At 34.4% G+C, this 14,660-nt stretch carries 15 protein-coding genes; 8 read left to right on the top strand and 7 right to left on the bottom strand.

Annotated elements, in window-relative coordinates; all coding sequences use genetic code 11:
• Positions 1–75 precede the first annotated feature (75 nt).
• The 4 genes from IGJ34_RS08520 to IGJ34_RS08505 all read left to right on the top strand — a co-directional run bounded on the left by IGJ34_RS08520 (position 76) and on the right by IGJ34_RS08505 (position 3,694).
• Positions 76–663 (top strand): GNAT family N-acetyltransferase, encoded by a 588-nt coding sequence (locus tag IGJ34_RS08520; protein ID WP_206850133.1) that lies wholly within the window; start codon positions 76–78, stop codon positions 661–663.
• 353 nt (positions 664–1,016) lie between these two features.
• Positions 1,017–2,006, top strand: a complete 990-nt coding sequence (gene trpX / locus IGJ34_RS08515; protein WP_430597219.1) for a tryptophan ABC transporter substrate-binding protein — start codon at positions 1,017–1,019, stop codon at positions 2,004–2,006.
• A gap of 18 nt (positions 2,007–2,024) precedes the next feature.
• Positions 2,025–2,912 carry an ABC transporter permease gene (locus IGJ34_RS08510; RefSeq protein WP_069654814.1) on the top strand — a complete coding sequence of 296 codons (888 nt, stop codon included), beginning with the start codon at positions 2,025–2,027 and terminating at the stop codon, positions 2,910–2,912.
• A complete protein-coding gene (locus IGJ34_RS08505) occupies positions 2,909–3,694 on the top strand; it encodes an ABC transporter ATP-binding protein (RefSeq protein WP_430597218.1) in 786 nt (261 codons plus the stop codon). The genes IGJ34_RS08510 and IGJ34_RS08505 overlap by 4 nt, the downstream gene beginning before the upstream one ends.
• 29 nt (positions 3,695–3,723) lie before the next feature.
• Here the strand turns inward: IGJ34_RS08505 and IGJ34_RS08500 are convergent, their stop codons facing one another.
• Together IGJ34_RS08500 and IGJ34_RS08495 are read right to left on the bottom strand one after the other, a co-directional pair.
• A complete protein-coding gene (locus IGJ34_RS08500; protein WP_111247107.1) occupies positions 3,724–4,173 on the bottom strand; it encodes a threonine/serine exporter family protein in 450 nt (149 codons plus the stop codon).
• A gap of 12 nt (positions 4,174–4,185) precedes the next feature.
• Positions 4,186–4,947 (bottom strand): threonine/serine exporter family protein, encoded by a 762-nt coding sequence (locus IGJ34_RS08495; RefSeq protein WP_069654817.1) that lies wholly within the window; start codon positions 4,945–4,947, stop codon positions 4,186–4,188.
• A 240-nt stretch (positions 4,948–5,187) separates the two neighbouring features.
• Here IGJ34_RS08495 and IGJ34_RS08490 point away from each other — a divergent pair, with 240 nt between their 5' ends.
• Complete coding sequence (locus IGJ34_RS08490; RefSeq protein WP_069654818.1) at positions 5,188–5,376, top strand: hypothetical protein; 189 nt, start codon at positions 5,188–5,190, stop codon at positions 5,374–5,376.
• 39 nt (positions 5,377–5,415) lie between these two features.
• Here the strand turns inward: IGJ34_RS08490 and IGJ34_RS08485 are convergent, their stop codons facing one another.
• The gene (locus IGJ34_RS08485) at positions 5,416–6,189 is read right to left on the bottom strand and encodes a Cof-type HAD-IIB family hydrolase (RefSeq protein WP_430597217.1); all 774 of its coding nucleotides are present in this window, start codon (positions 6,187–6,189) and stop codon (positions 5,416–5,418) included.
• A 150-nt stretch (positions 6,190–6,339) separates the two neighbouring features.
• Here IGJ34_RS08485 and IGJ34_RS08480 point away from each other — a divergent pair, with 150 nt between their 5' ends.
• Positions 6,340–7,059 (top strand): response regulator transcription factor, encoded by a 720-nt coding sequence (locus IGJ34_RS08480; RefSeq protein ID WP_069654820.1) that lies wholly within the window; start codon positions 6,340–6,342, stop codon positions 7,057–7,059.
• On the top strand, positions 7,060–8,529 hold the full coding sequence (locus tag IGJ34_RS08475; protein ID WP_069654821.1) for a sensor histidine kinase: 1,470 nt from the start codon (positions 7,060–7,062) through the stop codon (positions 8,527–8,529).
• A 39-nt stretch (positions 8,530–8,568) separates the two neighbouring features.
• Here the strand turns inward: IGJ34_RS08475 and IGJ34_RS08470 are convergent, their stop codons facing one another.
• The 3 genes from IGJ34_RS08470 to IGJ34_RS08460 form a co-directional block, all read right to left on the bottom strand.
• The gene (locus IGJ34_RS08470) at positions 8,569–9,120 is read right to left on the bottom strand and encodes a hypothetical protein (RefSeq protein ID WP_069654822.1); all 552 of its coding nucleotides are present in this window, start codon (positions 9,118–9,120) and stop codon (positions 8,569–8,571) included.
• A gap of 4 nt (positions 9,121–9,124) precedes the next feature.
• Entirely contained in the window at positions 9,125–9,835 is a 711-nt protein-coding gene (locus tag IGJ34_RS08465) for a hypothetical protein (protein WP_206836368.1), read from the bottom strand.
• A gap of 97 nt (positions 9,836–9,932) precedes the next feature.
• Positions 9,933–12,041 (bottom strand): LTA synthase family protein, encoded by a 2,109-nt coding sequence (locus tag IGJ34_RS08460; protein WP_430598527.1) that lies wholly within the window; start codon positions 12,039–12,041, stop codon positions 9,933–9,935.
• Between the two features lie 306 nt (positions 12,042–12,347).
• Between IGJ34_RS08460 and IGJ34_RS08455 the strand changes: the two genes are divergently transcribed.
• Positions 12,348–13,520 carry a class I SAM-dependent rRNA methyltransferase gene (locus tag IGJ34_RS08455; protein ID WP_430597216.1) on the top strand — a complete coding sequence of 391 codons (1,173 nt, stop codon included), beginning with the start codon at positions 12,348–12,350 and terminating at the stop codon, positions 13,518–13,520.
• 81 nt (positions 13,521–13,601) lie between these two features.
• On the opposite strand, the gene IGJ34_RS08450 is transcribed toward IGJ34_RS08455, so the two are convergent.
• Positions 13,602–14,498, bottom strand: coding sequence for a LysR family transcriptional regulator (locus IGJ34_RS08450; protein WP_069654825.1), 897 nt, complete (start codon positions 14,496–14,498; stop codon positions 13,602–13,604).
• Between the last annotated feature and the right edge of the window lie 162 nt (positions 14,499–14,660).

Raw genomic sequence — 14,660 nt, 5'->3', positions numbered from 1 at the left:
TTATTCTATTCAGTTTATTGGGACTTTTTGTGATAAAACCTAGATTACAGCGTGTGTATGTAAGAAGTGAACGACGTGACAAGTTTTAAATGGCGGACTTTGGCGACAGATTTAGCTAAAAAGAGGACTCGGTCTAAGCCTGAGTCCTCTTTCAATCGTACGACACCAAAAAAAGTTCGATTGTCTGAAACTATTCGGTTGATTCCTTTTGATACGCTTCGTGAGGAGTCTTTAAAATGGTATCAGGATCCAGAAAGTATGCGGAACATCGTAGGAGTAAGAATTACGTACACAAAAGAACAAATCCAACAAATGTATGAGTGGCAAAATGATCATGGGTTACTTTATTACATTGAATATAAAAAAGATAAAAAAACTCAAATAATAGGGGATGTCTGGCTCGCTGAAGATGACTATGCCATCGTGATCGACAAAGCATTTCGTGATCAACATATTGGACGGATGGTCACAAAGTACTTTATCTATAAATCAAAAAAAATGGGTCGAGATTTTATGACTGTCAGTGAGATATTCAATTGGAATAAGGCATCGCAAAAGATGTTTACACGTTTAGATTTTTTTCCTTTTAAAGAAAATAAAGACAGTTGGAGCTACCGAAAACGATTAAAAAATCTCAAAAAGGATAAACACAATTTGAAATAATTACTGTTAAAAACGGTTTTAGACTTGACGAATAAATTCTTTTTAGTGTACACTGATTGCAACAGAAACTATAGGAGTGATTACATGAAAAGACTATCAAAACCAATGAAGCAATCGAATAATTCATGGCAAAACTGGCGTAGATAGTTGTATGTATGATACTCTCGTAGATACAACTTTAGATGATAAGTTCTAAATTTTGTATCTATGTCGGCTTATTCAAGATGATTTTTTGACCGCATAGATGAGTTTTCTATGTGGTTTTTGTTTATATAACAACGACCGCTCCTTTTTAGGATTTGTCGTTGTTTTTTGTTTTGACTTATTTATATGTTTAGAGAGAGAGGAAAAAGATGAGAATAAATCGTTTATCAGTCATTGTAGCAATTATTGTTGTATTTTTGATAGGGTCATTTTTTATCGAGAAGCAAGAAACGGTAAAGCAAAATATACCGACAGTCGGAGTTTTGCAGTTTGTTAGCCACCCTGCGTTGGATCAGATTTATAAAGGGATTCAGGCTGGTTTAAAAGAAAAAGGATATGAAGATGGTAAAAACATGACGCTTGCTTTTCAAAATGGTCAAGCAGACCAAAGTAAGCTAGCAACAATGAGTCAGCAATTAGTACAAGAAAAAAAATCCGATGTCTTGATCGGAATCGCAACACCAGCAGCTCAAGCACTTGCTAATACAACTTCAGAAATACCAATCATACTTGGAGCCATTACGGATCCTGTTAGTGCTGGACTAGTCAAAGATAATCAAAAACCAGGTGGGAACATTACGGGTGTAAGTGATAAATCACCTGTCACCGCTCAGTTTGAGTTAATAACGCAAATCTTACCAAAAAGGAAAAAAGTCGGCATCTTATATGCTTCATCTGAAGAAAATTCCAAATACCAAGTGGAAGAGGCAAAAAGAATCGCTGAAAAAATTGGAATGACGGTAAAAACGTTCGCGGTTCCATCCAGTAACGAAATCGCGCAAACCGTTCAAGTGATGACGAGCGAAGTTGATTTCATCTATATTCCTACAGATAATACAATAGCCAATGCCATGCAAACTGTCGTCAGTGAAGCTGATAAAACAAAGACACCGATTATTCCTTCTGTTGATACAATGGTTGAACAAGGCGGACTTGCTACAGTTGGAATCAATCAATTTGATCTTGGTGTCCAAACAGGTAAGATGACAGCAGATATTTTATCAAGAAAAGCTAAGCCTGCAACAACACCGATTTATACCTTTAAAACAGGAGATATTATCATCAATCAAAAACAAGCAGACAAACTGGGAATATCAATCCCTGAAAATGTCACATCAAAAGCAAAAATCATAGATTAAACACAGGGAGAGGATCAAATGATAGTTTCAGCAATTGGACAAGGAATGTTATGGGCAATATTAGGGTTAGGAATTTTTATGACCTATCGTATTTTAAATTTTCCAGATATGACAACAGAAGGTTCGTTTCCACTGGGAGGGGCAGTTTGTGTTACGGCTATCACATCAGGAATCCATCCTATTTTTGCAACGTTATTAGGTGTTTTGGCAGGTATGTGTGCAGGTCTTGTGACTGGATTACTCTTTACGAAAGGAAAAATTCCAGTAATATTAGCAGGAATTTTGGTGATGTCCGGTTTGAATTCGGTTATTCTTTATGTGATGCAAACTCCAAATTTATCGTTGTTGAATAAACCTAAAATTCAAGATTTCTTTTTACAATTAAATTTACCAAACTATTATGATATCGTATTTTTAGGCGTTATATTTCTAGCAATCATCATTAGTTTATTACTCTTTTTCTTTAATACAAATTTAGGACAAGCGTATATTGCAACCGGTGATAATGAGCATATGGCACGCTCAATCGGAATTAAAACAGATTCTATGAAAATATTAGGATTGACGTTATCGAATGGTGTGATCGCTCTATCAGGCGCACTAATCGCTCAAAATGACGGATATGCCGATGTCAACAAAGGAACAGGTGTAATCGTTATTGGTTTGGCATCGATCATCATCGGTGAAGTGTTGTTTGGAGAATTGACTTTTGCAGAACGCTTAGTAGCGATTGTTGTTGGAAGTATTATTTATCAATTACTTATATTATTAGTCATTAAACTCGGTTTTGATACAACATACTTAAAAATCTTCTCAGCTGTGATCTTAGCTGCATGCTTAATGATTCCGCAATTGAAAAAAGCATTAAATTTACACTTTTTACCACAAAAGGAGGGTGAAAAATGACTACAGTTTTAGAACTTAAAAATGCCACTAAGCGGATTGATAACGGATTAAATGAAACCAAAATGATTTTAAATCATGTGAATTTGAAAATTTCTCAAGGCGAATTCGTCACGGTTTTAGGTGGTAACGGAGCCGGTAAAAGTACCTTATTTAATAGTATTGCCGGTACAGTGACACTGAGTGAAGGGGATTTGTTTGTCCATGATCAAAATATTACAGCGTATTCCGAAGAAAAACGAGCAAAATACTTATCACGTGTTTTCCAAGATCCCAAAATGGGCACAGCACCAAGAATGACTGTTGCTGAAAATTTACTTTTAGCACTTCATCGAGGAAAGAAACGCGGCTTAAGATTACGCAAGTTGAATGATGAACGAACGTTTTTCACAAAAATCTGTCGTGAAGTCGGAAATGGGTTAGAAAATCATTTGGATACGCCAACGGGTAATCTCTCAGGTGGACAAAGGCAAGCATTAAGTCTGTTGATGGCTACATTGACAAAGCCTGAGTTGCTTCTTTTAGATGAGCATACTGCAGCGCTTGATCCTAAGACATCTAAGCAATTGATGCAACTTACAGATCAGCGAATCAAAGAAGGTGAATTAACTTGCTTGATGATCACGCACCGTATGGAAGATGCGCTACATTACGGTGATAGATTAATTGTTCTGCAAAAAGGACAAATCATCAAAGACTTAAACAAAGAAGAAAAAGAAAAACTAACATTGCAAGATTTACTATTATTTTTCGAAGAAGAAGCGGAAGAAATAACAATTGATTAAACAAAAAAGATCATCTAAGTAATTTTTTATTACTTAAATGATCTTTTTTTATCTAAACTATTTTTTAACAGACGTTCGATAATACCCGTTACCATAAATCCAGCGGCAATTGCTCCTGCCGTCATGATTACCTTGATGATAAAATGAACACCGCTGACATAATCACCTAAAACAATACTTCTTACGGCTTGATAAGCAGGTCCGCCTGGAACTAAAGGTACGAGGCTAGGGATGTTAAAAATCGTCATAGGCATTTTTTTTCTACGTGAAAAATAAATACTCAACAGACCAATTCCGATCGCACCAAGAAAATTCGCAAAAATCACACCCGCATCTAGATTTTTAGTAGACCAGTAAATCATCCAACCGACAGCGCCCGTAATACCACAGGTATTTAAAACTTTTCTAGGAACATTTGTAACGATCCCAAACGTAACCGTACTTAAATAGCTAAACAAACAATGAATAACGACTTCCATTTTCAGATCTCCTTACATGAATAATTTAAATACAATGGCGATACCAATCCCGATGGAACCAGCGACAAATATTGCTTCGGTTGCACGTGCTGTTCCACTTAATAAGTGACCAGCCAAGATGTCTCTAAAGGAATTGGTGATGGCAACACCTGGAACAAGCGGCATCACGGCGCCGATAATAATATTATCAATATTTTCTGCCAAGTGGAATTTCACTGCTAAATAAGCGAATAAACCAATAATAAAGGCTGCTAAAAAATCATCTAAAAATTTGATATTTAGCCAATTCTTAGTGAAATATGCAACACTAAATCCAATCATTCCTATGAAAAAAGTAGCTAAAAAATCATGCCAATTTCCACCAAAAATGTACATCAAGGTACAACTGACAAGTCCTGCTGCAAAAATTTGTAACAGCACAGAATAAGTTGGTGCTTCATGATTAATATTTCTAAGCTTTCGATTTAATTCTTCCAAAGATATTTCTTTATCCGCGAATTTTCGTGATAGGTTGTTAACAATTGCGACATTTTCTAGATTGATACTTCGTTCAGTAACATTTTCTAATTGAGTATAATTGCTAGATCGAAACCCCATAAAAAGTCCGGTTGCCGTAACATAACTTACACTTTCTTTTTGACCAGCATTTTCTGCGATGCGATTCATCGTATCTTCAACACGATAGACTTCAGAACCACTTTCAGTCATGATTTTACCTGCCATTAAACAGGTATCTAAAATAAGTTGTATATTGGTTTGATTTTTTTCACACATGAACAAAACCTCCTTACAGTAAATTTACAGTAAGGTAAGTGTATCATTTTTTTGTGTTGTGTGAAATGGATAGAATACGTTATCAACGGAAAAACGAAGTCATAATGTTTAGAGTTTCCTTAGAATTATAAAGAAACACTAAAAAATTGTACGAAAATTCACAGATACCTAAAAGTTCCTTGCTTTTTCGAATCAAAAGTCCTATCCTTATAGATAACAAACCAAAGGGGTCTAGATATTATGGATAAACAATGGTCACTTTATTCAGTAAGCAGTCTGATTTTACTTGTATTGCTAAAAAGGACATTCGATCAGGGACATATAGGATTAAGTGCATTATTACTTTTTCTCTTACTGATTCAAGTGACAGGAACCGTTATCTGTGTTCATCAAAAAAGACATAAAAAAGAAATCCCAACTTCCAAATAGGAAGCGGGATTTTTTATTTTTACTGTAAAAATTAAAATACTAAATCAAATCAAAGTGTTTCAAGGCATGAACTATTCCGCCGTCAGTATTTTTCTTAGTGATAAAACTAGAACGTTCTTTTAACTCTTTACGAGCATTCCCCATCGCAATTTTATTGTCGCAAGCTTCAAACAAAGCTAAGTCGTTGATACCATCACCAAAAGCAAACGTGGGAACGGTGGGTAAATTTAATGTTTTAAAGAGATTGTTAACCCCAGATCCTTTAGAAACACCTTTTCTGACAGTGTCGATTGAATAAGGGCCGTTACGATAAAAAGTCATTTCTGGAAAATGCTTCAAATAGTGTTCATCACCATCTTCAGATAAAACAAGCATCATATTAACGGTTTTATCTTTTAAGCTCGATCGGTCAATGATGGGCGATTCTGAATGGATAAAAGCATATGCATTAGTTAAAATCTCGCTGTGACCTGAACACCAAATGTGCTGATCATTATAAAAGGAGATTTCATGACCTAAACTTTTGACATGTTCATACATTTTTAGGCATTCTTCGTAGGTAAACTCATCTGAATAGACTTTTTTTCCTTCAACTTGAATAAATTGACCATTCATAACGATTGCGGAATCAATACCGCTGTCATGCATAATGTGTTCAATCTCTACAATCGTTCTTCCGGTTGCGATAAGAGGCAAGACATTATTAGCTTTTAACGAACTGATAGCTGATCGTATTTCTGGCGTAATTTGTGATTTGTCGTTTAATAATGTTCCATCTAAATCGAAAAATGCAACTGCTTGGATATTTTTCATGAATTTTCAACGTCCTTTCACACTTAATAGTATCAAAGATTGAACAAAAGACAAAGCTTTTTTGAAGAAAGATAGAAGTTATTGGAGCTTGATGATTTTTAGAGTATAATATAAATGACGTTAATCTTAAAGGGAAGAGGCGATTAAATAATGAATGTTTTAATGATAGAAGATAATGAATCAGTTTCAGAAATGATGCAAATGTTTTTCCTAAATGAAGGGTGGGAAGCGACCTTTAAATATGATGGCAAGGATGGATTGGATACTTTTTTGGAAAATCCTGAAAAATGGGACATGATCACACTAGATTTGAATTTGCCAACGATGGATGGTATGGCAGTTTGCCGTGAAGTACGGAAAATTTCAAATACCGTTCCAATTATAATGCTGACTGCTAGAGATTCAGAAAGCGATCAAGTAATCGGGCTAGAAATGGGCGCTGACGACTATGTGACAAAACCATTCAGTCCATTGACATTGATTGCACGTATCAAAGCGCTGCACCGGCGCTCCGAGATTGGCGAACATGCAACAGATGGGACTGTTCGTTCAAATGACCAGTTTGATGTGGAGACAGATCACTTTAAAATGAACACAAAGACCAGAGAAGCATACCTGGATGAAAAATTGATTGATGGTTTAACGCCAAAGGAATTCGATTTACTGTATACCTTAGCGAAAAAACCAAGACAAGTATTTTCACGGGAACAGTTACTTGAAATGGTTTGGGATTATCAATATTTTGGCGATGAACGAACGGTAGACGCACACATCAAAAAATTGCGTCAAAAAATTGAAAAAGTTGGGCCGCAAGTGATTCAAACTGTTTGGGGTGTTGGGTATAAATTTGACGATTCTGGAGTCGCTTAAATGAAATATTTATACCAACAGCTATTAGCGTTCTGGGGTGTGATTATTTTAATTATCCTAATTGTAGGGACCTCTTTTACGCAATTAACAAAAAAAACGTTGCAAGATAATAATTATGAACAACTTAGAGGCTATGCAATATCCGCTTGGAAAGCAAAAGATTCAATCAACAGACTTCCTGGAATGACAGATCAAGATATTTGGAATACATCGTTTAGTTTATTTGAAGGTTTTTTAAGTAATCAAGATGTTCAGTTTGTTTTTTATGACAGGGATATGAAAGTGCAGTATCCTTTGAACACTGAAAAAAAAATAGACGATTCCGTCATTAAAGAAAATTGGGCAGCACTCATGGAAGGACAGCAAGAATATGCAACCATCAACAAAGATATTTATGGAAATAATCATATCTCTTCTTATGTGATGATGCCGGTCAGTCAGACCAACGTCCAGTCAAATGAAAATGTCATCATAGGTGCATTAGTTATTACGCAACCAGCCAAGAACGTTTCTGATAGTATGGATGCGATCACAGCGAATCTCTTCAAAGGTTTTATCATCTCCAGCATTGTCGGTTTGATTTTAAGTTATTTCTTTGCTAGTTTTCAAGTGAAGCGAATCAATCGTATGAGAAAGGCCACGAAGGAAATCACAAGTGGTAATTTTGATGTTAAACTGGTTACACACGATAAAGATGAATTTGATGATTTAGCGGAAGACTTCAATAAAATGGCTGAGTCACTGAAAGAGTCTAGGGAAGAAATCGATCGTCAAGAAGATCGTCGTCGCCAATTCATGGCAGATGCTTCTCACGAGATGAGAACCCCTTTAACTACAATCAATGGCTTGTTAGAAGGGTTGCAATACAACGCGATTCCAGAAGGTCAAAGAGAAAAAGCCATTAAATTGATGCAAAATGAAACCTCTCGCTTAATTCGGCTTGTAAATGAAAACTTAGACTATGAAAAAATTAGAACCAATCAAATTAGTATTGTCGTTAAAAAATTCAATGCAACTGAAACATTAAAAGATATTCTCACTCAATTAGAGGGAAAAGCTGAAACGGCTAATGATAAGCTTATTTTAGAGGCTGATGACGCAATTGATGTTTATGCGGATTATGATCGTTTTGTTCAGATAATGGTGAATATTATTCAAAATGCGATTCAATTTACTCAGGATGGTGAGATTCGTGTTCACCTGCAAAAAGGATATTTAGAGACAATCATAACAATTTCAGATACAGGGATCGGTATGACAGAAGAGCAAGTTCAAAATATTTGGGACCGCTACTACAAAGTAGATCCTTCTAGAAAAAATACAAAATATGGTGAATCTGGACTAGGTTTATCGATTGTTGAGCAATTAGTTCGTTTACACAAAGGTAAAATCCACGTTGAAAGCCAAGAAGGGAAGGGGACTAGTTTTACTATTTCATTTCCTGACGTTGAAATAGAAGATGTAACATAAAGAAAAACCAGTTAAACAGAAAATGTTTAACTGGCTTTTTTAAGCTGTCTTAATAATTTTATCCATATAAGGACTTTCAGCTATTTGAATATCATTCGTCAAAACAAGAATCGCTTTTTGTTTTTCTTTTGCGATTTTTTGTAGTAATGGTAATAGTTCTTGTCTTTGACCTATAGATAAATCTTGGAAGATATCATCAATAATAATGATGTCTTTTTCTATTAGTAGTAACTGAACTAACTGAAGCTTGATTTGTTCAAATGTGGTCAACTGTTCTTCTGATTTATTTAAAATACTTTCAGTCAGACCAACATAATCAAACCACTCATTCAGCGTTTTCTTTTTATTTCTTTCTTTTATTGAAGAACCAACAAAAAGGTTGTCCATGATTGAGAGATAAGGCAAAAAGGTATTTTCAGATAGAATAAATCCAACAGCCATCGACTGCTTCATACTAAATGTTTTATCGATAAGAAAGTAAAAATCAGCCTGAATGCTACTCTGATCTTCTAATACAACCGTCATATGTTGTTGTTGGAACAATTCTTTAAAGCTGTCTTCGGTCCAATTTTGTGCTAAAGTAAAATTCATTCACTCACATCCTATATGCTTTTTGCGATTTCCTGAAAAGAAAAGAAGTTGAAATTACTGTAATACCAGTTGTAATGGATAAAAGGAGGAAACAATTTTTAAAAAAAGCTTTGAAAATTGTTGCGATTGGCAAACTACCTATACTCATTGATAAAAAATGAGTATCTCCTGAAGTATTCGTCACTGAATTAGGGGTACTTTCAACTAGAACTTGCGAAGAGAAAAAGGGCACTCTTTTGATTCCCATAACATTTGCAAGTAGGGGTCTAACGTAAACTAAAATATATTCATATGTATGCTGACAGACAATAAGGAACACCGCTGTGGTCAATATGCCTGCTGATATCGGAATAAGACTTTCAAGTATCGATTGTTTGATGACAAAACGATTTGAAAAGCCCATAATACGCCATTTTATCATATCCTGTTTTTTTAATTTTAACGAAACGATTAGTAATGTTGTGATCAGTATGATCCAAAGAAACAAGAGAATAATATACAAAGAAGAGTATTGCTGCATAATTTTTTGATAATTCAAATGATAGTCGTTATTGTTGATTAGTTGACTCACTTGATTATAAAAGTTTTTTTCGATATCCCGAAGGTTTAAAATACTCGTTAATACAAATAGAAATAAAACAGAGCAAGCACCAATACCAAAAGAAAGTTTTTTATGGTAAGAAACGCTAGCGAAAGCGTAACGAATATTTTTCAAATAGTTTCACCTCACTAAACTAAGTATAAAAGAAGAATATGAATAAATTATGAATAAGATATAAAAAAGCTTGAGTAATTTACTCAAGCTTTTGTGATTATTTTCCAGATTTTAGATAATCTTGGTAAGATTCAGTGTGGTATTTATCAACGGTAGAAGTATTATTATTTTTACTATAAATACTTGTTGATTTTCCCCCTTTATCCTCTTCGATTTTTTCTAATTGTTTTAATTGATCTTTGTAATTATAATCATCTGGATTTACTGGTGTTAATCCACTATTTGTATAGAAGCGAAGCAAGTCCCCATTTGTTGTTTGATCAGACATTTCAAGTTGTAAATTCGCTTTGTCTTTTAAGGCATGTGCTTCTTGTTTTTCTTGTTCCGTTGGTTCTTCGATTAAACGACCAGTGGCTGTTTCATAGATACTAGAGCCAAGCATCGTATATTTTGGAGACACATAATTCCCATTTCTAAAAGCCACTAGTTGGGCGTTTTCTTTAGAGAACAAGTCTTGTCCCATTTGAATATAGTTTTTAGTATCAATACCCATTAAGTGTAATAGGGTAGGTAGCGCATCGATTTGACCACCATACGTATGATTGATTCCACCATTTGATTGACCTGGTATGTGAATCATATAAGGAACGCGTTGCATAGTTGAATTATCAAAATCGTTCCATGTTGATTTTGTCTTTCCAAGCAATTCTGCTAAGTTTTGATTTCTAGAAGTTGAAACGCCATAATGATCACCATAAAGAACGATCACAGAGTTTTCGTACAAACCAGAAGCTTTTAAATAGTTAAAGAATTCTTCAACTGCTTTATCAAGATAGTTTGCTGTAGCGAAATAACCGTTGATTGTTTCATCAGAAGTTGTAGCAATCGGGAATCCAGCTTCGTCATTTGTAAATTGAGAATAAGGATAGTGGTTAGAAACAGCAATAAATTTAGAATAAAATGGTTGTTGTAAATGTTCCAAGTATTGTGCAGATTGTTGGAAAAACGGTTTGTCATGCAAGCCATATTGGAACGAGTTATCTTCATTAACATCATAGTAATTAGCATCAAAGAAATAATTGTAACCTAAGTGTTTGTATGTTTCATTACGATTCCAGAAGTTACCAGCATTCCCATGGAAAACAGCACTTGTATAACCCGCTTCCTGACCTAAAATAGCAGGAGCTGCTTCAAAGGTATTTTTACCACCGACTTGTGTGAATAAAGAACCTTGATCTAAGCCAAATAATGAATTTTCGAACATTGTCTCAGCATCACTTGTTTTTCCTTGTCCAACTTGATGGAAGAAGTTATCAAAACTATAGGTGCTATTACTATGATATAAGCTGTTGATAAAAGGAGTAACAACATGTTCAACACCTTTTTCATCTTTTAACTTGTAATCAATCAAAAATTGTTGGAAACTTTCTAAATGAATATAAATGACATTTTTACCTTTGGCTATACCAAAAGTATCTGGATTCGGCGCTGCGTAATGATCTTTAACGTAATCGGAAACAGCATCCATATCATTTTCACTAGCTTCTGCGCGTACTTGGTTTGTTTGGTAAGTTGTTACACCATCATAAACAGTAAAGGCATTTAATCCTAAAAATTTAACAATATAGTCACGGGAAAATTGACGTCCTAATAGTTGAGGGCGAGCAGTTTCAGCTAAAGTTAAGTTTGCTACAAAGAATAAAGCAGATAACATACTAATTGAAACAGCAACGCGAGCTCTAACTGGACGTTCGTCCATCTTGATTTTTTTAGTAAGCAACAAAATACCGACGATAATAAAATCAAGCCAATAAAGCACATCATAAGGTCTAAATAAACGCAGAGCACTTTCGCCAAGACCGCTCGCAACTTTTCCAGCACCAAGCATAGTATTGACAGTGATAAAATCAGTAAATTCTCTGTAATAGACAACATTAGAAAATAACAGTAAAGACATTAAGAAATAAATAATCATCATCGTACTATAAGAAGCTTTCTTTCTTCGAACAAATAATGCAATTGACAACAAGAAAAATGTAGAAGCAATTGGATTAATGAAGAGAATGAAATATTCAAACGCATTTTCGATTCTCAAATGAAAATCAACTGTATAAGCAAAAATGTTTTTTAGCCAAATCAACACTGCAACAAATCCAAAAAGACCTAATCGAGTGTTTAAAAATTTAGGCATATGTATTTTTTTTATAATATTCAAAGTAAACGTATCCTTTCCAAAGTCAAATCTAAAAGAAAGCTACTGAAATCTTTTCAAAAGCTTTTCATATACTCCTACAATTCTACTCTCTCTGTTATTCTATGTCAATTTAAATCAGGATAGAACGAAGGAAAGTTAATAAAATTTTACTTTTCTTAACAGAATCAAAAAGTTTAACAATTCATGTATACCTAACGACAGAGGAATCATTTTTTGATATACTAGCCAAGGATGAAGATGTAAACAACTGAATTGTTGCGCATAAAAATTAAATTAGGATAAAGGATGTAACAATAAATGAATATAATGGTAACAAAAAAATCAGAAAAAAAGTTTAAAGGCAGATATCCGCTGCTTCAAAAAGAGGATTTACTTGATGTTCCTAAGTCGTTTTCAGCCGAGTGGATAGATTTCGTTGATAGCAAAGGGCAATTCATTGCAACTGGCTATCTTGGCGAGCAAAATAAAGGCATCGGCTGGCTAGTAAACTGGCAGGGATGTATGGATTTATCTTTTCTAGAAAGTTTATTTGTAAAAGCTAAAAATCACAGAGTAGCCTATGAAAATAATGAATCAACTACTGCTTACCGCTTATTTAACGGAGAAGGGGATGGCCTTGGTGGCTTGATTATTGATCGTTACGATGATTTCGCTGTATTTTCTTGGTATAATGAAACGTTGTATCAAAAGAAGGAAGAAATCATTCAAGCATTTAGAAAAAGTTGGCCAGAAATCAAAGGGGCGTATGAAAAAATTCGCTTTTCATCTCATTCGTTACCAGAATCACAAAAATTATTCGGCTCAGATGCTCCTGAACCGCTTTTAGTTTACGAAAATGGCGTCACATATGCTACTTATTTGAATGATGGACTTATGACTGGGATATTTTTGGATCAAAAAGAAGTTCGTGGTCGCTTAATTGAAGGGATAGTTGCAGGAAAAACAGTACTGAACATGTTCAGTTATACTGGCGCATTTTCGGTTGCCAGTGCGATGGGCGGCTCAGCCACGACAACGAGTGTTGATTTAGCCAAACGCAGCTTACCGAAGACAAAAGAGCAATTTGAAGTGAATCACTTGGCTGTAGAAAATCAAAAAATCGTGGTGATGGATGTCTTTGACTATTTCAAATACGCGGCACGAAAACAATTATACTATGACGTCATTATTCTTGATCCACCAAGTTTTGCTAGAAACAAGAAAAAAGTTTTTTCAGTTGCAAAACACTACGGCGATTTAGTAAAGGATTCTGTTGATATTCTAAAAAAAGAAGGATTGTTAGTGGCTTCGACAAACGCGGCTAATATTTCTTTAGAAAAATACAAAAAAATGATAGTTCAATCTTTAGAAGAAAAACGAGTTCGCTATCAATTCAAAGAAACCTACCAACTACCGAGTGATTTTAAAACAAATAAACAGTTTGAAGAAGGCAACTATTTAAAAGTCTTTTTTATTGAGATAGAAAAATAAAAGCAGGCTGTGACAGAAGCGAATAATAGAATTTAGGGTGTGAAACAAAAGTAATGTTTACTTTTATCCCACATCCTTTTTTTACTGATAGAACATATTTTGTGCATACGGCACAATAAATTCTTTGAACCGTAAGGCAGCAGGTGACAGAAAATGATCTTTTTTTGTTGCTAAATAGATATAACGGGGAAAGAAATTGTCTTCAAGAGCAATCGTTTTAACGTCATAAGCTGAAATCGAAGGGATTTTTGGCATTAAAGCAATCCCGTAATCATAAGCAACGAACCCTAACATTGTATGATCTTCTTCTACTTCACATACAATAGTTGGTGTAACAGAAGCAGCTGTTAGCATTTTATCAATATAAGGACGCAAACCGCTTCGGTCATTAAAATAAACAAATGGGTAATCACTCGTTTCTTTTAACGAAATACGATCATAAGTAGCCAAGGGATGTTCTGAAGGAACAACTAGTACGATTTCTTGTTCTGTCAAAATCTCATAATTAAGTTGTTCATCTTCTTTTAGCTTAGAAGTAATGGCAATATCAACATCTTCTTTCAGGAGTAGATCGGTCATATCAGAAGAATTACCTTGAAATAAGTTAAAACGAATTTGCTCGTTGCCAGGATAAGCTGAAAATTCTTTCATTAACATCGGTGCTAAAAACGAACCAGCAGTATAGATAAAACCAAAATCAATCAGCCCTTTTTCTGGACTGACTAATTCTTTTAACGCACGTTCCCCTTTAGCTAATTCTTCTAAAGCAGTAGAAACATATGTATAGAAAAATTTTCCATATTTTGTTAGTTGGATATTTCGCCCTTTTTTTTCAAATAGTTGGGCGTCAAGCTCTTTTTCCAATTCGGACATTGAGTGACTTAAATTTGGCTGAGTCGTATTTAATAATTTAGCTGCATGGGTCATATGTTGGGTATCAGCTAACATTCTAAAAAATTCTAGTTGTCGCAAATTCATTTATAAAAACTCCTTATCAATCATTCATACATAAGTATAGTTTATCAATAAATAGATAAAGATGCATTAAAAAACAATCCACCTTTATCTATAAATTTTGTTTATACAAAACATGAAAAACATTCATTGGAATTTATTGGTTTTATGGATTAAAATAAATTC

The sequence above is a fragment of the Enterococcus sp. AZ177 genome, assembly GCF_050544585.1.
Lineage (GTDB): Bacteria > Bacillota > Bacilli > Lactobacillales > Enterococcaceae > Enterococcus_L > Enterococcus_L plantarum.
This window is presented reverse-complemented; position numbering and strand designations above follow the sequence as displayed.